Source organism: Streptosporangium sp. NPDC006013, assembly GCF_040614275.1.
Lineage (GTDB): Bacteria > Actinomycetota > Actinomycetes > Streptosporangiales > Streptosporangiaceae > Streptosporangium.
Window position 1 is genome coordinate 14,002 of record NZ_JBEXUE010000043.1, and the last position, 20,748, is coordinate 34,749.

The window sequence follows — 20,748 nt, forward strand, 5'->3', positions numbered from 1 at the left end:
TGCCAGCGGGCGGACAGGTAACCAGTGTGCCGAGCGAAGCCTGATTTATCCGTGGTTTTCAACAAAGATCACGGGTTGTTATCTACTGCCTGCCCGATTGTTAGATGATAGAGCCTCTTTGGGACTCTCGTGGGTGTTTCTTTACGAAACTGGCCTGTTGTGAACACTAGCAGCGCTCGCAGTCAACGCGAAGGGCGCTTCCGCAGTCAGCACGGGGTCATGCCTGGGCGATGAGCGGAGTGACGTAGCCTCGACGTTGTGCATCCCGTCATCGTTTACACCGCGTCCCGGGTCGGTCTACTCGCCGTGAGCCTGGGAGTGCTCTATGTCCTCGGCCTGCGTCAGCTGATCCTGCTTGTCGCCGCATTCCTGGTCAGCGGCGTGGCCAGCTACGTCCTGCTGTCAAAGCAGCGGGACGCGGTAAGCGAGCGAATCACTAAGAATCGGGAGTGAGCGGCGACGGGAACATGCCGACTCGGGCATGGTACTCGTGACCGAGCCGGGTTGTGTCACTACCTACGAGTAATCCGCCAGGATGTGCCAGGAATGCCTTGACTCCGATTCCGCGTTCCCGGGTGGGGTTCCATGTCAGGGCCTTGCCGGTGCGGGGGTGGATCGCTCCGATTCCCGGGCGCGCCACCGCTCCGGGTCCCGCCGAGTCGTGGCCGAGCGGGTTGTCCAGCCAGCGCTGGTGCCCGCCGACGTAGACCGCCGCCCCCGTCGCCGCCACCGCGTACAACGAGTCGCCCCCGGTGTGGTTCACCCAGGTGGGTCGTACCTCGCCGCGGGCGCGGGTCTCGAAGCGCGCGGCCGTGTCGCACATCCTGTCCCGCCCCCCGGGGCCGCCGGTCGTGACGACGGCGAGATAGCTCCCGTCGGGGGCGAAGTCCAGGCCCCGCACGTAGCTGGGAAAGTCGGCCATGCACCTGCCCCGGTAGGCGCCGGTCCGCCAGGGCGCGACCTTGGCCGGTGACGCGGCGACGTCGATCAGGCCGAGCTGCGGGCGCGACAGGCCGTCGAGGGTGGCGAAGTCGCCGCCGACCGCCAGCCTGCCGTGGCTCAGGGAGAGCGCGTGGACCCTGGTCCTGCCGCCCCTGGGCTCGTCCGGCCTGATCGCGAAGGTCGGGTCGACCGAGCCGGTGACGGCGTCCAGCCTGGCCAGTGCGGTAAGGGTGACGGGGCCGACGCGGGTGAAGTCGCCGCCGACGTAGAGGTGGCGGCCCAGTCTGGCCAGGCTGGTGACCGTTCCGCCGCGGACCTGGGCGCCGAAGCGGGCCACCGGGGACCCGTCGGACAGCCGGAGCAGGGCCAGACCCCGCGTCTGCGTCTCGTCGGTCGTCGTGAACCGGCCACCCGCGTAGACGGTGTCGTGCACCCCCGCGGCCAGGGCCTGGACCGGGCGGTCGAGGCGTGGTGCGAAACCGGGCAGCACCCGCCCCGTGGCCAGGTCGTAGGCGAAGAGGTTGTCGCGCGACAGCACCCTCGTGCTCCGGGCCTCGCGTACCTCGCTGAACGAGCCTCCGACCACCACCGTGCCGCCCACCAGCGCGATGGCGTTGACGATCCCGTCGAGCACGTGGGGAGTGCTGTTCACCGGATCGGTCAGGACGACCCTGCTGTGCTCCGTGGTGCCGGCGGCGGCGGTCCCGGGGAGCATCAGGATCAGGGCCGCGGCCGGCAGGTAAGCGGTTCTGGCAAACATTTGACAATTTTTAGCATGCTCCAGGTAATCGAATGACTACTTTCCGTGGATTGTCGGGGCGGGCCTAGGCTTGGTGTCATGACGCGCGCTTCTCTGGACAAGCAGCCGCATGAGGTCGCCGCGATGTTCGATCGCACGGCCCGGCGGTACGACCTTGTCAACGACGTTATCTCCCTGGGCCAGGTCCGGCTGTGGCGTAAGGCGACCGCCGCGGCCGTCGACGCGGGCCCCGGTGAGCTGGTCCTCGACCTCGGTGCGGGCACCGGCACGTCCACCGACTCGTTCACCTCGCTGGGTGCCCGCGCGATCGCCTCGGACTTCTCGCTCGGCATGCTGAGCACCGGGGTCAGGCGCAGGGGCGGCTCGGGCGTTTCCGGAGGGGGAGTGCGGGGTGTCAGCTTCATCGCGGGCGACGCGCTGCGGCTGCCCTTCGCCGACGACGTGTTCGACGCGGTGACGATCTCCACGGCGCTGCGCAACGTGCAGGACACCGGCCAGGCGCTGCGCGAGATGTATCGGGTGGCCAAGCCGGGTGCGCGCCTGGTGATCCTGGAGTTCTCGCACCCGACGCCGAGGTCCTTCGACCTCGTATACTCGCAGTACCTGATGAAGCTGATGCCGCAGGCAGCCAGGCTCTTCGGTTCAAACGACGACTCCTACGAGTATCTGGCGGAGTCGATCAGGGCCTGGCCGGACCAGGCGGGGCTGGCGAAGATCATTCAGGAAGCGGGCTGGGAACGGGTCGCCTGGCGCAATCTCACGCTGGGCATCGTGGCCCTCCACCGCGGATATAAGCCCGCATAGAAGATTGGCAGGCGATAGCAGTACCCACCTGACACTTTGCCCCGCAAAGGCGTTAGACTTCGGGCCGACAAGTTTGTGAAGACCTTCACAAAGGATCGAAAGGCCCCTTACCCCGAGGCCCCCAAAGCTTTGTAGGACAGGACAGGTCCCGTGACCGTGCCAGCCGCCAGACAGCGGAATGTCGCTGAGGCTGACGCCGACGTCATCGTCGTCGGCGCCGGGCCCGCCGGTTCGACAACCGCTTTTCATCTCGCGCAGGCCGGACTTGACGTCCTGCTGCTCGAGAAGACCACCTTCCCCCGCGAGAAAGTCTGCGGCGACGGGCTGACGCCCCGAGCGGTCAAGCAGCTCATCGCCATGGGGATCGACATCGACGCCCCCGGCTGGGTCCGCAACAAGGGCCTGCGCGTGGTCGGCGGCGGGATGCGCTTCGAGCTCGACTGGCCTGAGCTGGCGAGCTACCCCGACTTCGGCCTGGTCCGCACCCGCCAGGACTTCGACGAGATCCTGGCCGGCAACGCGGTCAGGGCGGGTGTCCGCCTGCTGCAGGGGGTCAACGTCACGGCCCCGGTCCTGGACGACCGCAGCGGGCACATCGTCGGCGTCCTCGCCAGGCAGAACGGCGAGGAGGTCACCTACCGTTCCCGGCTGGTGGTCGCCGCCGACGGGAACTCCACCCGGATCTCCCTGGCCATGGGGCTGCACAAGCGCGAGGACCGCCCGATGGGCGTCGCGGTGCGGACGTACTTCGAGAGCCCCCGCCATGACGACGACTACCTGGAGACCTGGCTGGAGCTGTGGGACGGCGACACCCTGCTGCCCGGCTACGGCTGGATCTTCGGCGTCGGCGACGGCACGTCCAACGTGGGCCTCGGGCTGCTGAACACCAGCGAGTCCTTCAAGGGCATGGACTACCGCGACCTGCTCAAGCGCTGGGTGAAGGGCATGCCCGCCGAGTGGGGCTACGTCGAGGAGAACATGACGGCCCCGATCAGGGGCGCCGCGCTGCCGATGGCCTTCAACCGCCAGCCGCACTACACTCGGGGTCTGGTGCTGGTGGGCGACGCCGGCGGGATGATCAACCCGTTCAACGGCGAGGGCATCGCGTACGCGATGGAGAGCGGCCATGTCGCGGCCGAGATGATCGTCCAGGCACTGGGCAGGGTCACCCCCGCCCAGCGGGAACGTGTGCTGCGAGCCTACCCGCAGACGCTGAAGGACGCCTACGGCGGCTACTTCACGCTCGGCCGGGGCTTCGTCGAGCTCATCGGGCACCGCGGTGTGATGAACTTCGCCACGCGTCATGCGCTGCCGCACCCCCGCCTGATGAGGTTCGCCCTCAAACTCCTTGCTAATCTCACCGACCGGCGGGGTGATGCGTCGGATCGCATCATCAACGCCCTGTCGAAGGTGGCGCCACCGGCATGAGCTCAACGAACGCCGAACACCTGGGACCCGGGGCGATGATCGTCCTGCCTAGACTTTCGAAATACACCAACATGCAGAGCTACGCGCCGGCGCGCGTGGAGATGGGAGAGGAGGCGTAGCGATGGAGCTGTACGCACCCATCCTGGTGCTCGCCGTTCTCGCGGCGGGATTTGCGGTCTTCTCGGTGACGATCGCCCCCTTCACCGGTCCCAAGCGCTGGAACCGCGCGAAACTCGACGCCTACGAATGCGGTATCGAGCCGACGCCCCAGCCCGTGGGCGGAGGTCGCTTTCCGCTGAAGTACATGGTCACCGCGATGCTGTTCATCGTGTTCGACATCGAGATCATCTTCCTCTATCCGTGGGCTGTCGCGTTCGACCAGCTCGGGATGTTCGGACTGGTCGAGATGGTGCTGTTCATCGTCACCGTGCTCGTGGCCTACGCGTACGTGTGGCGCCGCAAGGGTCTGGACTGGGACTAGATATGGGACTTGAAGAGAAACTTCCGAGCGGGTTCATGCTCAGCACGGTCGAGCAGGTCGCCGGCTGGGCACGCAAGAACTCCGTCTGGCCGGCCACCTTCGGTCTTGCCTGCTGCGCCATCGAGCTGATGTCCACCGGTGGTCCCAAGCACGACCTGGCGCGCTTCGGCATGGAGCGCGCTTCGGCGTCTCCGCGCCAGGCCGACCTGATGATCGTGGCGGGCCGGCTGTCGCAGAAGATGGCCCCGGTGCTGCGCCAGATCTACGACCAGATGGCCGAGCCCAAGTGGGTCATCGCCATGGGCGTCTGCGCCTCCAGCGGCGGCATGTTCAACAACTACGCGATCGTGCAGGGCGTCGACCACGTCGTCCCCGTCGACATCTACCTGCCCGGTTGCCCGCCGAGGCCCGAGATGCTCATCGACGCGATCGTCAAGCTACACGACAAGATCCAGAACACGAAGTTCGGCGCGCATCGCGCCAAGCAGATCGACGAGCTCGAACTGCAGGCACTGCGGACGTTGCCGCTGATCGACCAGGGAACCGCCAAATGAGAAGCGGTGAGCGACCGATGGCGCGAAGCGGATTCACCGCGGCCCGCGCGGCGAACGAGGAGCGGTAGGCGACCGACATGAGCACTGAAAACCTCCCGGAGGTCCCGGAGGAGCCCATCGCCCGCCTGGGCATGTTCGGCACCTCGGGTACCGGAGACACCTCGGGCTACGGCCGCCTCGTCGTGCGGCGCAAGCCCGAACTCTCCACCCCCCGCCCGTACGGCGGGTACTTCGACACCGTCGCCGACGAGCTGGAGCGCGCCCTCGGTGGCGACTTCGCCGACGCCGTCGAGCGCGTGGTCGTCGACCGCGGCGAGCTGACCTTCCACGTCAGGCGCGAGCGCCTGCTCGACGTGGTCAGGGCACTGCGCGACGACGCCGCCCTGCGTTTCGAGCTCTCGCTCGGCGTCTCCGGCGTGCACTACCCCCATCTGACGGGTCAGGAACTGCACGCGGTGATCCACCTGTGCTCGATCACGCACAACCGCCGCCTGCGCGTCGAGGTCTCCTGCCCCGACGACGACCGGCACATTCCCTCCACGGTCTCTGTCTACCCGACGCACGACTGGCACGAGCGCGAGACCTGGGACTTCTTCGGCATCGTCTTCGACGGACACCCGGCGCTGACCCGCATCATGATGCCCGACGACTGGGACGGCCACCCCCAGCGCAAGGACTACCCGCTCGGCGGCATCCCGGTCGAGTACCGCGGCGCCGAGATTCCCGCGCCGGACCAGAGGAGGTCTTACACGTGAGCACCTTTGACGACGAGGCCACCGAGGGCACGGTCTACACCGTCTCCGGCAACGACTGGTCGGAACTGCTCGAGACCCTCACCGGCCAGCAGGACGAGCAGCTCGTCATCAACATGGGTCCCCAGCACCCGTCCACGCACGGCGTGCTCCGCCTGATCCTGAACCTGGACGGCGAGACGGTCACCGAGGCCCGCACGGTCATCGGCTACCTGCACACCGGCATCGAGAAGAACCTCGAGTTCCGGACGTGGACCCAGGGGACGACGTTCGTCACCCGGATGGACTACCTGGCGCCGATCTTCAACGAGACCGCCTACTGCATGGGCGTCGAGAAGCTGCTCGGCATCACCGACCGGGTCCCCGAGCGGGCCCAGGCCATCCGCGTGATGATGATGGAGCTCACCCGGATCTCCTCGCACATGGTGGCCATCGGCACCTTCGGCATGGAGCTGGGCGCGACCACGCCGTTCCTCTTCGGGTCCCGCGAGCGCGAGATGGTGCTCGACGTGATGGAGTACATCACCGGCCTGCGGATGAACATGGCCTACGTCCGGCCCGGCGGTGTCTCCGTCGACCTGCCGGCCGGCGCCGTCGACAAGGTCGGCGAGCTGCTCAAGGTCATGCCGGGGCGCATCAAGGACATGCGCAAGATGCTCGACGCGAACCCGGTCTACCTGGCCCGCACCAAGGACGTCGCCTACCTCGACCTCACCGGCTGCATGGCGCTGGGCGTCACCGGTCCGATGCTGCGGGCCGCGGGCCTGCCGTGGGACCTGCGCAAGTCGCAGCCCTACTGCGGCTACGAGACCTACGAGTTCGACGTCCCGACGGAGAAGAGCGCCGACGTCTACGGCCGCTACCTGGTACGGGTGGCCGAGATGGAGGAGTCGCTCAAGATCATTGAGCAGGCTCTGGACCGCCTCTCGGGGCCGCTCAAGGGCGGCCGGGTGATGGTCGACGACAAGAAGATCGGCTGGCCCGCGCAGCTCGCGCTCGGCCCCGACGGCCTGGGCAACTCGCCCGACCACATCGCGCACATCATGAGCGGCTCCATGGAGGCGCTGATCCACCACTTCAAGCTGGTGACCGAGGGCTTCAGGGTCCCGGCGGGGCAGGCGTACGCCTCGGTCGAGTCGCCCCGCGGCGAGCTCGGCGCCCACGTGGTCAGCGACGGTGGCACCCGCCCCTACCGCGTACACTTCCGCGATCCGTCCTTCACGAACCTGCAGGCCATGCCCGCGACGTGCGAGGGCGGCATGGTCGCCGACGTCATCTCGGCGGTGGCCTCGATCGACCCGGTGATGGGGGGTGTCGACCGATGAGCGCGCCCGACGAGAGAGCGGTTGCCGGCGGTGAGCCGGCGGGTGGGCAGAGCGCCCCGTCGAGCAACGAGGAGGTGAGCGCGACCATGACCAAGGGGTACGCGCCGGAAGTGCGCGAGCGCCTGGAGCGCGACGCCAAGGAGATCATCGGCCGCTACCCCAGGCCGCGGTCGGCGCTGCTTCCCCTGCTGCACCTGGTGCAGTCCGAGGACGGCTACGTCTCCGACGACGGCCACGAGTTCTGCGCCGAGATGCTCGGGCTGAGCAAGGCCGAGGTCGTGGGCGTCTCCACCTTCTACACTATGTACAAGCGCAGGCCGATGGGCCAGTACCACGTGGGCGTGTGCATCAACACGCTCTGCGCGGTCATGGGCGGCGACCAGATCTGGGACGAGCTCTCCGAGCACGTCGGTGTCGGTCACGACGAGGCGACCCCGGACGGGAAGATCTCGCTGGAGCGGCTGGAGTGCAACGCCGCCTGCGACTTCGCCCCGGTGATGATGGTCAACTGGGAGTTCTTCGACAACCAGACCCCGGACTCGGCCAAGCAGCTCGTCGACGACCTCAGGGACGGCAAGGAGCCCTCGCCGACCCGCGGCCCGAAGAAGCTCTGCACGTTCAAGGAGGCCTCGCGGGTGCTCTCGGGCCTGCCCGACGGCCTGGCCGGTGACGGCCCCTCGGCGGTGGGTCCCTCCCTGGAGGGCCTGAAGATCGCTAAGGCCAACGGATGGAAGGCTCCCGAGGCGTGAACGGGCGCGAGGTCAACATGATCGGGCGAGCCGGCGCGTGCGGGCGCGGCGGGCGAGCAGGCAGGCACGGCGCGGTCTCGTCACGGAGCGACGGGCTGCCAGGCGAGGAGACGAAGTGACCACTCTCACCCCGGTTCTCACCGCGAACTGGGACCAGCCGAACTCCTTCACGCTGGAGGGCTACGGCGACTACTCGGCGGCCAAGAAGGCGCTGGGCATGGACCCCGACGCGGTCATCCAGGTCGTCAAGGACTCCGGGCTGCGCGGCCGAGGCGGCGCGGGCTTCCCCACCGGCATGAAGTGGGGCTTCATCCCCCAGGGGGACGGCAAGCCGCACTACCTGGTGGTCAACGCCGACGAGTCCGAGCCCGGCACGTGCAAGGACATCCCGACGATGATGGCCAACCCGCACGCGCTGGTCGAGGGCATCATCATCACCGCGTACGCGATCCGGGCCAACCACGCCTTCATCTACGTACGCGGCGAGGTGCTGCACGTCATCCGCCGCCTGCAGGCGGCGGTGGCCGAGGCGTACGCCAAGGGCTACCTCGGCACCGACCTCTTCGGCACCGGCTTCAACCTGGAGCTCGTCGTGCACAGCGGGGCGGGCGCCTACATCTGTGGCGAGGAGACGGCGCTGCTCGACTCGCTGGAGGGTCATCGCGGCCAACCTCGGCTCAAGCCCCCCTTCCCCGCCGTGGCGGGTCTCTACGCCTCGCCCACCGTGGTCAACAACGTCGAGTCGGTCGCGAGTGTTCCCTCGATCATCGCCAACGGCGCCGAGTGGTTCGCCGGGATGGGCACCGAGAAGTCCAAGGGCTTCGGCATCTTCTCGCTGAGCGGCCACGTGACCCGGCCCGGCCAGTACGAGGCTCCGCTCGGCATCACGCTGCGCGAGCTGCTGGAGATGTCCGGCGGCATCAGGGAGGGCCACCGGCTCAAGTTCTGGACCCCGGGCGGGTCGAGCACCCCGATCTTCACGGACGAGCACCTGGACGTCCCGCTGGACTTCGAGTCCGTGGGCGCCAAGGGCTCGATGCTCGGCACCCGGGCCCTGCAGATCTTCGACGAGACCACCTGCGTGGTGCGCGCCGTGCTCCGCTGGACCGAGTTCTACGCGCACGAGTCCTGTGGCAAGTGCACCCCCTGCCGGGAGGGCACCTACTGGCTCAAGCAGGTGCTCAAGCGGCTGGAGAAGGGGCAGGGCACCGAAGAGGACCTGACCACGATCACCGACATCGCCGACAACATCCTGGGCCGCTCCTTCTGCGCCCTGGGTGACGGTGCCACCAGCCCCATCCACTCGTCGGTGAAGTACTTCCGCGACGAATACCTCAAGCACTTCGAGATCGGCGGCTGCCCGTTCGATCACGCCCCGTCCACGGTGTGGGGGGCGAAGTGAGCGCGCGCAGGAAGGCCACCGGCAAGCACAGCACCGTCTCGGTCGCCAGGCCGACGGAGGAGACGCCATGACCGTCGAAGCCACCACCCCGGCGCAGGCGCCGGTGAACCTGGTCACCGTCACCATCGACGGCTTCCAGGTGAGCGTCCCGAAGGGCACGCTGATCATCCGGGCGGCCGAGCTGCTCGGCATCCAGATCCCCCGGTTCTGCGACCACCCGCTGCTGGACCCGGCCGCCAACTGCCGCCAGTGCCTGGTGGACATTCCCGACGCGGGCAACGGCCGGGGGTTCCCCAAGCCGCAGCCCTCCTGCGCGATCGAGGTCGCCGAGGGCATGGTCGTCCAGACCCAGCTCACCTCGCCGGTCGCGGAGAAGGCGCAGCGCGGCGTCATGGAGCTGCTGCTCCTGAACCACCCGCTGGACTGCCCGGTCTGCGACAAGGGCGGCGAATGCCCGCTGCAGAACCAGGCCATGTCCAACGGCCAGGGCGAGAGCCGCTTCGTGGAGAAGAAGCGGACCTTCGAAAAGCCGGTCGCGCTCTCCTCGGAGGTGCTGCTCGACCGCGAGCGCTGCGTCCAGTGCGCGCGCTGCATCCGCTTCTCCGACGAGATCGCCGGCGACCCGCTCATCGACTTCTTCGAGCGCGGGGCCAAGGAGCAGGTCGGAGCCGCGGACGGCCGCCCGTTCGAGTCCTACTTCTCCGGCAACACGGTGCAGATCTGCCCGGTGGGCGCGCTGACCGGTGCCGCCTACCGCTTCCAGGCCCGCCCGTTCGACCTGGTCTCCACGCCCAGCGCCTGTGAGCACTGCGCCAGCGGCTGCTCCCTGCGCGCCGACCACCGGCGCGGCAAGATCACCCGCCGCCTGGCCGGGGACGACCCCGAGGTCAACGAGGAGTGGAACTGCGACAAGGGTCGCTGGGCCTTCACCTACGCGACCCAGCCCGACCGGCTGAAGACCCCCCTCGTCCGTGACGAGGAGGGTCGCCTGGTGCCGGCCTCCTGGCCGGAGGCGTTCGCCGCCGCCGCCAAGGGCCTGTCCGCGGCGCGCGGGCGCGCGGGCGTGCTCGTCGGCGGTCGCGTCACCGTCGAGGAGGCGTACGCGTACTCGAAGTTCGCCCGGATCGCGCTCGGGACGAACGACATCGACTTCCGCGCCAGGCCGCACTCCGAGGAGGAGGCGCGCTTCCTGGCGCACGCCGTCGCCGGCAAGGGCATCGAGGTCCGCTACGCCGACCTGGAGAAGGCGCCGGCGGTGCTCCTGGTCGGCTTCGAGCCCGACGAGGAGTCGCCGATCGTCTTCCTGCGCCTGCGCAAGGCATGGCGCAAGAAGGGCCTGAAGGTCTTCTCCGTCGCGCCGTTCGCCGGCCCCGGGCTGGCCAAGATGGGCGGCACGCTGATCCCGGCGGTGCCGGGCACCGAGACCGCCGTCCTGGACGACCTGGCCGCCGCCGACGTGACGGCCGCCGAGGCGATCAGGCAGCCGGGAGCGATCATCCTGGCCGGTGAGCGACTCGCCACCGTGCCGGGCGCGCTGTCGGCGCTGCTGCGGCTCGCCGACTCCAGCGGTGCCCGCCTGGCCTGGGTCCCGCGCCGCGCCGGTGAGCGCGGGGCCGTCGAGGCCGGGGCGCTGCCGAACCTGCTGCCCATCGGCCGCCCGGTCGCGGACGAGACCGCCCGCGCCGAGGTGGCCAGGGCCTGGGACGTCACCTCGCTGCCCGAGAGCGAGGGCCGCGACACCACCGCCATGCTGGCGGCGGCGCTCGACGGAGAACTCGACGCCCTGGTCGTCGCGGGTGTCGACCCCTACGACCTGGCCGCGCCGCAGGCGGCCCTGCTGGCCCTGGAGAACACCCCGTTCATCGTGAGCCTGGAGCAGCGCGCCAGCGCGGTCACCGACCGCGCCGACGTGGTGTTCCCCGTCGCCGTGGTGGCCGAGAAGTCGGGCACCTTCGTAGACTGGGAGGGGCGCGGGCGCTCCTTCGAGGAGGCGCTCGGGGTTCCGGGGATCATGAGCGACCTGCGGGTCGTCTCCGCGATCGCCGACGCCATGGACGTGCACCTCGGCCTGCCCGACCCCGCCGCCGCCCGCCGCGAGATCGGCTCGATCGGCGCGTGGCGTGGCCCCAGGGCCGCGGCCCCCCAGGCGAGCGGCTCTCTCGCCGCCGGGCCGCGGGCGGGGGAGGCCGTCCTGGCCAGCTGGCACCTGCTGCTCGACGACGGCCGCCTGCAGGCGGGCGAGCCGTACCTGGCGGGTACCGCCCGCCCCGGCGTGGCGCTGGTGTCCGAGGCCACCGCCGCCGAGTGCGGCCTGGTCGAGGGTGGAGAGGTGGTCGTCGGCACCGAGCACGGCTCATTGAGCCTGCCCGTGCGGATCGCGGACCTGCCCGACCGGGTGGTGTGGCTGCCGGCCAACTCCGAAGGTCGCTCGGTCACCCGTGACCTGCACGCCGTCGCCGGTGATGTGGTCAGGGTCGGCGCGGTGAACACCGCCGAGAGCACCACGGCCGGCGAGGTAAGCGCCGCCGGCGAAGCTAACGAGGAGCGGTAATGAATGCCCGGACTCTTCTAGCGGCCGATCCGACCCTTGCCGACTTCGGCAAGGACCCGCTCTGGATCAGCATCATCAAGGCCGTAGTCATCTTCATAGTCCTGATGCTGGGCGTGCTGTTCGGCGTGTGGTTCGAGCGCAAGCTCATCTCCCGCATGCAGAACCGGTACGGTCCCAACCGGGCGGGCAAGTTCGGGCTGCTCCAGTCGGTGGCCGACGGCCTGAAGATGGGGCTCAAGGAAGACCTGATGCCCCGGACCGTCGACAAGGTGATCTACTTCATCGCCCCGGTCGTCCTGGCGGTGCCGGCCTTCCTGGCCTTCTCCGTCATCCCGATGGGCCCGATGGTGTCGATGTTCGGTGTCCAGACGCCGCTGCAGCTCACCGACCTCCCGGTCGCGGTGCTGCTGGTGCTGGCGATGGCCTCGATCGGCGTGTACGGCATCGTGCTGGCGGGCTGGGGCTCACGCTCCCCGTACTCGATCCTCGGCGGCCTGCGGGCCAGCGCCCAGGTGGTCTCGTACGAGATCGCGATGGGCCTGTCGTTCGTGGGCGTGTTCCTGTTCGCCGGGACGCTCTCCACCTCGGAGATCGTCGCGGCACAGGCCAAGGGCGGGGTGTTCACGCTGGGCGGCCTGGAGATCCCGATGCCCTCCTGGTACATGATCCTGCTGATCCCGTCCTTCCTGATCTACATCGTCACGATGCTGGGCGAGACCAACCGGGTCCCCTTCGACCTGCCCGAGGGTGAGGGCGAGCTGGTCGGCGGCTTCCAGACCGAGTACTCCAACTCGCTGAAGTTCGCGGTCATCATGCTCGCGGAGTACGTCAACGTCTTCGTGGTCTCCGCGGTGTCCATCACCCTGTTCATGGGCGGCTGGCGTGCCCCGTGGCCGATCTCCATGTGGGAGGGCGCGAACACCGGCTGGTGGCCGCTGCTCTGGTTCTTCGCCAAGATGGTGCTGGTCTTCGGCTTCTTCGTCTGGTGCCGAGCCTCGCTGCCGCGCATCAGGTACGACCAGCTCATGGCCCTCGGCTGGAAGGTCCTCATCCCGATCAACCTGGCGTGGATCCTGCTCGTGGCCACGGTCAGGGCCCTGCAGCTCGAAAACGTCAACCGGTCGCTCGTGCTCATCCTGGCCGCGATCGTGATGATCGGCTGCCTCGGGATCTGGTGGCGCTTCGACAGCGTGCTGCAGAAGCGCAAGGAGGCCAAGGCCGCACTGGTCGAGGCCGAGTTCGAGCAACTCCAAGCCGAGCCGACCGCGGGTGGCTTCCCTGTGCCGCCGCTCGACCTGCCGCACTACCACGGGGTAGAGCGCAAGGAGGTTCCCAGTGGGAGCAACTGATTGGCTGAATCCCATCAAGGGATTCGGCGTGACCTTCCACACGATGTTCAAGAAGGTCGAGACGGTCAACTACCCCGAGGAGAAGCGGCCCACGGCGCCGCGCTTCCACGGCCGGCACCAGCTCAACCGCTGGCCCGACGGCCTGGAGAAGTGCGTCGGCTGCGAGCTGTGCGCCTGGGCCTGCCCGGCCGACGCGATCTTCGTCGAGGGGGCCGACAACACCGATGAGGCACGGTTCTCACCCGGTGAGCGCTACGGGCGCACCTACCAGATCAACTATCTGCGGTGCATCCTGTGCGGCCTGTGCATCGAAGCCTGCCCGACACGGGCGCTGACGATGACCAACGAGTACGAGCTCGCCGACACCAGCCGTGAGAGCCTGATCTACACCAAGGAAATGCTGCTCGCACCGCTCGGTCCCGGCATGGAGGTCCCGCCGCACCCCATGCGTCTCGGCGAGACCGAAGAGGACTACTACCGGCTGGGACGCAACAATGGGTGAGACCATCACGTTCTGGATCCTGGCGGTCGTCTCGGTGTCGGCCGCCCTCGGGCTCGTCTTCAGCCGCAGGGCCGTCTACTCGGCCCTGATGCTGGGCGTCGTCATGCTCTCCCTGGCCGTGCTCTACGCGGTACAGGACGCCCCCTTCCTCGCCGCGGTGCAGATCATCGTCTACACCGGCGCGGTCATGATGCTCTTCCTGTTCGTCCTGATGCTCGTCGGCGTCGACTCCGCCGACTCGCTGGTCGAGACGATCAAGGGGCAGCGCGTCTGGGCGGCGATCGCGGGTCTGGGCTTCGCCTTCCTGCTCGCCCTGGGGGTCGGCAACGCCACCTTCGCCGCGCCCACCGGCCTGGCCGAGGCCACGAAGGTCGCGGGCGGCAACGTGCCCTCCCTGGCACAGCTGATCTTCACGCGGTACGTCTTCGCCTTCGAGGTCACCTCGGCGCTGCTGATCACCGCCGCGCTCGGCGCGATGGTGCTGGCGCACCGCGAGCGCATCCGGCCCAAGGCCACCCAGCGTGACCTGGCCCGCGCCCGGTTCAACGGCCCGCAGCCTTCGCCGCTGCCGGGACCCGGCACCTACGCGCTGCACAACGCGATCGACATGCCGGCCCTGCTGCCCGACGGCACGGTCGCCGACAAGTCCATCAACCGGGTGCTCGCCAGGCACGAGATGGAGGGCGGCTTCGCGCCGACCGACCCGGTGAAGGCGGCGCTCATCAAGCAGGTCCTGGAGAGGGACGCGGCGCAGGATCGCGATTCCGACTCAGGCGACAAGCCCGTCCAGGCGGAGGACGCGGCGCCCCAGCAGGAGGACGGCAAGTGACCACTCACTACCTGGTGCTCTCCGCGCTGCTGTTCGCGATCGGCGCCATCGGCGTGCTGGTACGGCGCAACGCGATCGTGGTGTTCATGTGCGTGGAGCTCATGCTCAACGCCTGCAACCTCGCGTTCGTCACCTTCGCCAGGCAGCAGGGCAACCTGGACGGCCAGATCATCGCGTTCTTCGTGATGGTGGTGGCCGCGGCCGAGGTCGTCGTCGGCCTCGCCATCATCGTGATGATCTTCCGAACCCGCAGGTCCGCGTCGGTGGACGACGCGAACCTGCTGAAGTACTAAGAGGTGGCCGTGGAACCCGCTGAGATCATCCAGCATTCCGGGGGTGTGATCGGAGTCTCCTGGCTCATGGTCGCGCTCCCGCTGCTCGGTGCCGCGATCCTGCTGCTGTTCGGGCGCCGCACCGACCGCTGGGGTCACCTCCTCGGTGTCGCGATGTCCCTGGGCGCGTTCGCGGTGGCGGTCGCCGCCTTCGTCCAGTTGCTCGGGCTGCCCGAGGCCCAGCGTCGCCAGGGGGTCAGGCTCTACGAGTTCATCCCCGGCCTCGCCGACATGGGGCTGCTGATCGACCCGTTGTCGATCAGCTTCGCCCTGCTGATCACCGGTGTGGGATCGCTGATCCACATCTACTCGATCGGCTACATGTCGCACGACCCGGGCCGGCGCCGGTTCTTCGCGTACCTGAACCTGTTCGTCGCCGCGATGCTCCTGCTGGTGCTGGCCGACAACTACGTCGTCCTGTTCGTCGGCTGGGAGGGTGTGGGCCTCGCCTCGTACCTGCTGATCGGTTTCTGGCAGTTCAAGCCCACGGCGGCGGCCGCGGCCAAGAAGGCGTTCATCGTCAACCGCGTCGGCGACTTCGGCCTGCTGATCGCGATCTTCACGATCTGGACGACGTTCGGCTCGGTCGCCTTCAACGAGCTCACCGGAGGGGCGGTCGGCGGAGCGATCTCCTCCGGCGCGGCCTCCCAGGGCACGATCACCGCGGTCGGCCTGCTGCTGCTCCTCGGTGCCTGCGGCAAGTCGGCCCAGCTGCCGCTGCAGTCGTGGCTGCTGGACGCGATGGAGGGCCCGACCCCGGTCTCGGCACTCATTCACGCCGCGACCATGGTCACCGCGGGTGTCTACCTGGTCGTCCGCTCCGGCGCGTTCTTCGAGGCCGCCCCGACCGCGCAGCTCGTCGTGACGATCGTCGGTGTGGCCACCCTGCTCGCCGGTGCGATCATCGGTTGCGCCAAGGACGACATCAAGAAGGGCCTCGCCGGTTCGACGATGTCGCAGATCGGCTACATGATGCTCGGCGCGGGCCTCGGCCCGGTGGGCTACGCCTTCGCCATCGCGCACCTGATCGCGCACGGCTTCTTCAAGGCCAACATGTTCCTCGGGGCGGGCTCGGTCATGCACGCCATGAACGACGAGGTCGACATGCGCAAGTACGGTGGCCTGTTCTCGGTGATGAAGGTCACCGCGGCCACCTTCATGATCGGCTATCTCGCGATCATCGGGTTCCCGCTGCTGTCCGGTTACTTCACCAAGGACGGCATCATCGAGACGGCCATGGAGCACAACCAGATCCTCGGCTGGCTCGCGGTGGTCGGTGCCGGCATCACCGGCTTCTACATGTCGCGGATGGTCTTCATGACCTTCTTCGGCAAGCGGCGCTGGGCCGACGACGCGCACCCGCACGAGTCGCCCTCCGTGATGACCGTGCCGCTGATCCTGCTGTCGATCGGTTCGGTCTTCCTGGGCGCCTTCCTGATCCTGGACAACCGGCTCATGCGGTTCCTCGCCCCGGCGGTCGGCCTGCCCGAGCACCTGCCCGGATTCCACCCCTTCAGCGTCCCCGGTCTGACCACGCTCGCGCTGGTCGCCGTCGGCGTCGTCTACGCCTGGTTCCGCTACGGTGCCGCCGAGGTGCCCCGGGTCGCCCCGCGCGGCTCGTTCCTCACCACCTTCGCCCGCCGTGACCTGTACGGCGACGCCCTGAACGAGGCGCTGTTCATGCGCCCCGGCCAGTGGCTGGCCCGGTTCGCGGTGTTCTTCGACAACCGCGGCATCGACGGCCTGGTCAACGGCCTGGCGGCGGGGATCGGCGGGACCTCCGGGCGGCTGCGCCGCATCCAGACCGGCTACGTACGGTCCTACGCGTTGTCCATCCTCTTCGGTGCCGCCGTGGTCGTTGGCGCGCTGCTCTACGTAGGGAACATGTGATGCCCTGGCTCTCGACCCTGATTGCCGTGCCCGTTCTGGGCGCGGTGGGTGTCTCCCTTGTCAAGAGTGACAAGCTCGCTAAGCAGCTGGCGCTGGCGGTCTCACTGGTCGTGCTGGCGCTCACCGGCGCCCTCGCGTACCTGTTCGAACCGGCCTCCGAGACGCGCTTCCAGTTCGCCGAGGTCTACGACTGGATCCCGCGGTTCGGCGTCCACTATGGCGTCGGCGTGGACGGCATCGCCCTGGTGCTGATCGCGCTGTCGGCGGTGCTCGTGCCGATCGTGATCCTCGCCTCCTGGCACGACGCCGACGGAACCGGGGCCGCGGCTCCGCCCAAGCGCTCGGTGAAGACCTACTTCGCGCTGCTGCTGGTGCTGGAAGCGATGATGATCGGCGTCTTCGCGGCGACCGACGTCTTCCTCTTCTACGTCTTCTTCGAAGCCATGCTCATCCCGATGTACTTCATGATCGGGTCGTACGGCGGAGCCCAGCGGTCCTACGCGGCCGTGAAGTTCCTGCTGTACTCGCTCTTCGGCGGCCTGCTCATGCTGGTCGCGGTGATCGCGCTCTACGTGATCGCCGACAAGGGCACCTTCATGTTCCCCCAGCTGATCGGCGTCATCCAGGACCCGACCACGCAGAAGTGGCTCTTCGCGGGCTTCTTCATCGCGTTCGCGGTCAAGGCGCCGCTCTGGCCGTTCCACACCTGGCTGCCCGACGCCGCCGCGCAGGCCCCGGCCGGCGCCGCGGTGCTGCTGGTGGGCGTGCTGGACAAGGTCGGCACGTACGGCATGCTCCGCTTCTGCCTGGAGCTCTTCCCGGACGCGTCGAAGTTCTTCACCCCGCTGGTGATCGTGCTGGCGGTGGTGGGCATCGTCTACGGCGCGATCGTGGCCATCGGCCAGACCGACATGAAGCGCCTGATCGCCTACACCTCGATCTCGCACTTCGGCTTCATCGCGCTGGGCGTCTTCGCGATGACCAGGGACGCGGGTGCGGGCGCCACCCTCTACATGGTCAACCACGGCTTCTCGACCGGCGCGCTCTTCCTGGTCGCCGGTTTCCTGATCTACCGCCGGGGTTCCAGCCAGATCGCCGACTACGGAGGCGTGCAGAAGGTCGCCCCGCTGCTGGCCGGCACCTTCCTGATCGCCGGCCTGTCCGGGCTCTCCCTGCCGGGACTGTCCACGTTCGTCAGCGAGTTCATGGTCCTGATCGGCACCTTCGAGCGCTACCCGGTCGCGGCGATCATCGCGACGAGCGGCGTCGTCCTGGCGGCCGTCTACATCCTGTGGATGTACCAGCGCACGATGACCGGCCCCTCGAAGGAGTCGGCCCACGTCATGCCCGACCTCAACTGGCGCGAGATCTGGGTGATGGGCCCGCTGATCGCGGTGATCATCGCCATGGGCTTCTTCCCCAAGCCGGTGCTTGACGTGATCAATCCCGCGGTCGACAAGACGATCTCCAGCGTCCACATCGAACCGTTCACGCCCGCCGTGGCAGAGAAGAAGGGGGTCGGCCAGTGAACGGCACCATCCAAGCCCCGACAATCGAGTACGCGCTGCTCTCGCCGATGCTGCTGGTGTTCGGTGCGGCGATCATCGGGGTGCTGGTCGAGGCGTTCGCGCCCCGCTACCTGCGCAAGTCGATCCAGATGCCGCTCACGCTGCTCGCCCTGCTCGGCGGGTTCGTCATGACCGTCCTGTCCGCCCTCAACGGCCTGCCGGACGCGCCGGCGGCCATGGGGTCGATCGCGGTGGACGGCCCCTCCCTGTTCATCTGGGGCATCATCCTCGTCCTGGCACTGGTCAGCACGCTCCTGATCAACGACGAGGACCAGTTCGTCGCGCAGGCGGCGGCGGTACCGGGAAGCCCGGACGAGGAGGAGGCGATCCTCAGCGGACACGCCCAGACCGAGGTCTACCCGCTGCTGCTGTTCTCGGTCGGCGGCATGCTGCTCTTCGCCTCCGCCAACGACCTGCTGGCCATGTTCGTCGGCCTTGAGGTCATGTCCCTGCCGCTGTATCTGCTCTGCGGTCTGGCCCGCCACCGCCGCCTGCTCTCGCAGGAGGCCTCGGTCAAGTACTTCCTGCTCGGCGCGTTCTCCTCGGCCTTCTTCCTGTACGGCATGGCCCTGGTCTACGGCTACGCCGGGTCGGTGGACCTGAAGGTCATCAGCGCCGCGCTCACCAAGGTCAGCGGCCAGGAGACGCTGCTGCTGCTCGGCCTCGCGCTGCTCGGCGTCGGCCTGCTCTTCAAGGTCGGAGCCGCGCCGTTCCAGGCGTGGAAGCCCGACGTCTACCAGGGAGCGCCCACCGCGGTCACCGCTCTGATGGCCTCCACGGTGCTCGTGGCGGCCTTCGGCGCGGTGCTGAGGGTCTTCTGGGTCGCCCTGGGCGGCCTGGAGTGGGACTGGAAGCCGGTCATGTGGGGCATCGCGATCCTGACGATGATCGTCGGTGCGATCCTGGCCATCACCCAGACCGAGATCAAGCGGATGCTCGCCTACTCCTCGATCGCGCACGCGGGCTTCCTGCTCACCGGTGTCGTCGCGATCGGCGCCGCCGAGCAGAACAAGCACGCCCTGTCGGCCATCCTGTTCTACCTGGCCGCGTACGGCTTCACCACGGTCGGCGCCTTCGCGGTCGTCACCATGGTCCGTGACGCGGGAGGCGAGGCCGGGCATCTGTCCCGCTGGGCCGGTCTGGGCAAGCGTTCCCCCGTTCTCGCGGGTATTTTCGCCTTCTTCCTGCTGGCCTTCGCCGGCATCCCGCTCACGAGCGGCTTCTTCGGCAAGTACGCCGTCTTCTCGGCGGCGGTCGCCGGAGACGCGCTGCCGCTGGTCATCGTGGGTGTGGTCAGCTCGGCGATCGCCGCGTTCTTCTACGTCCGGGTGATCGTGCTGATGTTCTTCAACGAGCCCGCCGTCGACGGACCGTCCATCGCGACGCCCACGGTGGGCACCTCGGCTGTGGTCGCCCTCGCGGCAGCGGCTACGGTAGTGCTAGGGGTTTTCCCGCAGCCGGTGCTCGATCTCGCGGATCAGGCTGCGTCCGCGCTGTTCATTCGCTAGAGGAGTAACGGTTCATGGCTGCGCCACCGGTTGTTGATCTTCCGTTCGTCGACGAACGGTTGGCGCAGGACCTCGCTACCGGACTGGCCGAGGTCGAGAAACTGCTGCGATCCTCGGTGGAGAGTGAGGACGCCTTCGTCACGGAGGCGTCCAAGCACCTCATCGAGGCGGGCGGCAAGAGGTTCCGGGCCATGCTGGTCCTGCTCGCCGCCCAGTTCGGCTCACCCGCGGCGGCGGGAGTGGTGCCCGGGGCCGTGGTGATCGAGCTGACCCACCTGGCGACGCTCTATCACGACGACGTGATGGACGAGGCCCCGGTCCGCCGGGGCTCTCCGTCGGCCAACGCCCGCTGGGACAACACCGTGGCCATCCTGACCGGCGACTACCTGTTCGCCCAGGCCTCGGAGATCCTCGCCGACCTTGGCTCCGACGTCATCAGGATCCAGGCGCAGACGTTCTCCCGGCTGGTCCGCGGCCAGATCCGCGAGACCATCGGCCCCCGCTCCGGCGAGGACCCGGTGGCCCACTACATCGGGGTGCTGGCCGACAAGACCGGCTCGCTGATCGCCACCTCCGGCCGGTTCGGCGCCATGCTCAGCGGTGCCACGCCCGAGGTGGTCGAGCGACTGACCCGGGCCTGCGAGGCCATCGGGGTCGCCTGGCAGCTCGGCGACGACCTGCTGGACGTCGCCTCGGAGACGGCCGAGTCGGGCAAGACGCCGGGCACCGACCTGCGCGAGGGCATCCGGACCCTGCCCGTGCTCTACGTCCTGGCGTCGGACGACCCCGAGAGCGTCCGGCTGCGCGAGTTGCTGGCCGGCCCGGTGGCCGAGGAGGACATCGAGGAGGCCCTGCGTCTGCTCCGCGCCGACCCCGCCATGGGACATGCCCGCGCTGAGCTGCTCGACTGGGTCGACCGTGCCCGCGTGACGCCGCCGACGTCGCCGTCGGGGCCGCCGGTGAAGTGCACGCCGAGCATGCTGGCGTCGAGAAGCGCCTGCTTGCGTACGGAGGTGGCGATC

At 68.6% G+C, this 20,748-nt stretch carries 20 protein-coding genes; 19 read left to right on the forward strand and 1 reads right to left on the reverse strand.

What is annotated here, in order from left to right; translation table 11 throughout:
- The first annotated feature begins 258 nt into the window (after window positions 1-258).
- A complete protein-coding gene (locus ABZ260_RS09700) occupies window positions 259-453 on the forward strand; it encodes a DUF4229 domain-containing protein (protein WP_355615070.1) in 195 nt (64 codons plus the stop codon).
- Here ABZ260_RS09700 and ABZ260_RS09705 read toward each other — a convergent pair.
- Window positions 437-1,702 carry a delta-60 repeat domain-containing protein gene (locus ABZ260_RS09705; RefSeq protein WP_355615073.1) on the reverse strand — a complete coding sequence of 422 codons (1,266 nt, stop codon included), beginning with the start codon at window positions 1,700-1,702 and terminating at the stop codon, window positions 437-439. The two genes, ABZ260_RS09700 and ABZ260_RS09705, sit on opposite strands and share 17 nt — an antisense overlap.
- Before the next feature lie 78 nt (window positions 1,703-1,780).
- Between ABZ260_RS09705 and ABZ260_RS09710 the strand changes: the two genes are divergently transcribed.
- The 18 genes from ABZ260_RS09710 to ABZ260_RS09795 all read left to right on the forward strand — a co-directional run.
- Window positions 1,781-2,506 (forward strand): demethylmenaquinone methyltransferase, encoded by a 726-nt coding sequence (locus tag ABZ260_RS09710; protein ID WP_355615076.1) that lies wholly within the window; start codon window positions 1,781-1,783, stop codon window positions 2,504-2,506.
- Between the two features lie 150 nt (window positions 2,507-2,656).
- On the forward strand, window positions 2,657-3,934 hold the full coding sequence (locus tag ABZ260_RS09715) for a geranylgeranyl reductase family protein (RefSeq protein WP_350918481.1): 1,278 nt from the start codon (window positions 2,657-2,659) through the stop codon (window positions 3,932-3,934).
- Window positions 3,931-4,053 carry a hypothetical protein gene (locus ABZ260_RS09720; protein ID WP_350955369.1) on the forward strand — a complete coding sequence of 41 codons (123 nt, stop codon included), beginning with the start codon at window positions 3,931-3,933 and terminating at the stop codon, window positions 4,051-4,053. The genes ABZ260_RS09715 and ABZ260_RS09720 overlap by 4 nt, the downstream gene beginning before the upstream one ends.
- Before the next feature lie 2 nt (window positions 4,054-4,055).
- Window positions 4,056-4,415, forward strand: a complete 360-nt coding sequence (locus tag ABZ260_RS09725) for an NADH-quinone oxidoreductase subunit A (RefSeq protein ID WP_350918475.1) — start codon at window positions 4,056-4,058, stop codon at window positions 4,413-4,415.
- A 2-nt stretch (window positions 4,416-4,417) separates the two neighbouring features.
- Window positions 4,418-4,969 (forward strand): NADH-quinone oxidoreductase subunit B, encoded by a 552-nt coding sequence (locus ABZ260_RS09730; RefSeq protein ID WP_030916695.1) that lies wholly within the window; start codon window positions 4,418-4,420, stop codon window positions 4,967-4,969.
- 77 nt (window positions 4,970-5,046) lie between these two features.
- A complete protein-coding gene (locus ABZ260_RS09735; RefSeq protein ID WP_350918471.1) occupies window positions 5,047-5,724 on the forward strand; it encodes an NADH-quinone oxidoreductase subunit C in 678 nt (225 codons plus the stop codon).
- 65 nt (window positions 5,725-5,789) lie between these two features.
- A complete protein-coding gene (locus ABZ260_RS09740) occupies window positions 5,790-7,046 on the forward strand; it encodes an NADH-quinone oxidoreductase subunit D (RefSeq protein WP_355615106.1) in 1,257 nt (418 codons plus the stop codon).
- A gap of 86 nt (window positions 7,047-7,132) precedes the next feature.
- Window positions 7,133-7,795, forward strand: coding sequence for an NADH-quinone oxidoreductase subunit NuoE (gene nuoE / locus ABZ260_RS09745; RefSeq protein ID WP_355550147.1), 663 nt, complete (start codon window positions 7,133-7,135; stop codon window positions 7,793-7,795).
- A 115-nt stretch (window positions 7,796-7,910) separates the two neighbouring features.
- Entirely contained in the window at window positions 7,911-9,197 is a 1,287-nt protein-coding gene (gene nuoF, locus ABZ260_RS09750) for an NADH-quinone oxidoreductase subunit NuoF (RefSeq protein ID WP_350918465.1), read from the forward strand.
- Window positions 9,198-9,264: 67 nt separating this feature from the next.
- The gene (locus ABZ260_RS09755; protein ID WP_355615081.1) at window positions 9,265-11,748 is read left to right on the forward strand and encodes an NADH-quinone oxidoreductase subunit G; all 2,484 of its coding nucleotides are present in this window, start codon (window positions 9,265-9,267) and stop codon (window positions 11,746-11,748) included.
- The gene (nuoH, locus tag ABZ260_RS09760; protein ID WP_355615084.1) at window positions 11,748-13,097 is read left to right on the forward strand and encodes an NADH-quinone oxidoreductase subunit NuoH; all 1,350 of its coding nucleotides are present in this window, start codon (window positions 11,748-11,750) and stop codon (window positions 13,095-13,097) included. The genes ABZ260_RS09755 and nuoH overlap by 1 nt, the downstream gene beginning before the upstream one ends.
- Window positions 13,084-13,599: an NADH-quinone oxidoreductase subunit NuoI gene (gene nuoI / locus ABZ260_RS09765; protein ID WP_350955372.1), complete on the forward strand. Its 516-nt coding sequence runs from the start codon at window positions 13,084-13,086 to the stop codon at window positions 13,597-13,599. Before nuoH ends, nuoI begins: the two co-directional genes overlap by 14 nt.
- A complete protein-coding gene (locus ABZ260_RS09770) occupies window positions 13,592-14,428 on the forward strand; it encodes an NADH-quinone oxidoreductase subunit J (RefSeq protein ID WP_355615087.1) in 837 nt (278 codons plus the stop codon). Before nuoI ends, ABZ260_RS09770 begins: the two co-directional genes overlap by 8 nt.
- A complete protein-coding gene (gene nuoK / locus ABZ260_RS09775; RefSeq protein ID WP_355615090.1) occupies window positions 14,425-14,721 on the forward strand; it encodes an NADH-quinone oxidoreductase subunit NuoK in 297 nt (98 codons plus the stop codon). Before ABZ260_RS09770 ends, nuoK begins: the two co-directional genes overlap by 4 nt.
- A 66-nt stretch (window positions 14,722-14,787) precedes the next feature.
- Window positions 14,788-16,650 (forward strand): NADH-quinone oxidoreductase subunit L, encoded by a 1,863-nt coding sequence (gene nuoL / locus ABZ260_RS09780; protein WP_355615109.1) that lies wholly within the window; start codon window positions 14,788-14,790, stop codon window positions 16,648-16,650.
- The gene (locus ABZ260_RS09785) at window positions 16,650-18,179 is read left to right on the forward strand and encodes an NADH-quinone oxidoreductase subunit M (RefSeq protein WP_355615093.1); all 1,530 of its coding nucleotides are present in this window, start codon (window positions 16,650-16,652) and stop codon (window positions 18,177-18,179) included. Before nuoL ends, ABZ260_RS09785 begins: the two co-directional genes overlap by 1 nt.
- Window positions 18,176-19,726: an NADH-quinone oxidoreductase subunit NuoN gene (gene nuoN / locus ABZ260_RS09790; RefSeq protein WP_355615097.1), complete on the forward strand. Its 1,551-nt coding sequence runs from the start codon at window positions 18,176-18,178 to the stop codon at window positions 19,724-19,726. Before ABZ260_RS09785 ends, nuoN begins: the two co-directional genes overlap by 4 nt.
- A 14-nt stretch (window positions 19,727-19,740) precedes the next feature.
- Window positions 19,741-20,748, forward strand: a 1,008-nt coding sequence (locus tag ABZ260_RS09795; protein WP_355615100.1) for a polyprenyl synthetase family protein, incomplete at its 3' end; no start/stop codon positions are given.

Coding starts and splice junctions, on each gene's coding strand:
- ABZ260_RS09705 (WP_355615073.1), bottom strand. CDS start 1,702: ATGTTTGCCAGAACCGCTTACCTGCCGGCCGCGGCCCTGATCCTGATG.
- ABZ260_RS09710 (WP_355615076.1), top strand. CDS start 1,781: ATGACGCGCGCTTCTCTGGACAAGCAGCCGCATGAGGTCGCCGCGATG.
- ABZ260_RS09720 (WP_350955369.1), top strand. CDS start 3,931: ATGAGCTCAACGAACGCCGAACACCTGGGACCCGGGGCGATGATCGTC.
- ABZ260_RS09725 (WP_350918475.1), top strand. CDS start 4,056: ATGGAGCTGTACGCACCCATCCTGGTGCTCGCCGTTCTCGCGGCGGGA.
- ABZ260_RS09730 (WP_030916695.1), top strand. CDS start 4,418: ATGGGACTTGAAGAGAAACTTCCGAGCGGGTTCATGCTCAGCACGGTC.
- ABZ260_RS09735 (WP_350918471.1), top strand. CDS start 5,047: ATGAGCACTGAAAACCTCCCGGAGGTCCCGGAGGAGCCCATCGCCCGC.
- nuoE (WP_355550147.1), top strand. CDS start 7,133: ATGACCAAGGGGTACGCGCCGGAAGTGCGCGAGCGCCTGGAGCGCGAC.
- ABZ260_RS09755 (WP_355615081.1), top strand. CDS start 9,265: ATGACCGTCGAAGCCACCACCCCGGCGCAGGCGCCGGTGAACCTGGTC.
- nuoH (WP_355615084.1), top strand. CDS start 11,748: ATGAATGCCCGGACTCTTCTAGCGGCCGATCCGACCCTTGCCGACTTC.
- ABZ260_RS09770 (WP_355615087.1), top strand. CDS start 13,592: ATGGGTGAGACCATCACGTTCTGGATCCTGGCGGTCGTCTCGGTGTCG.
- nuoL (WP_355615109.1), top strand. CDS start 14,788: ATGGTCGCGCTCCCGCTGCTCGGTGCCGCGATCCTGCTGCTGTTCGGG.
- ABZ260_RS09785 (WP_355615093.1), top strand. CDS start 16,650: ATGCCCTGGCTCTCGACCCTGATTGCCGTGCCCGTTCTGGGCGCGGTG.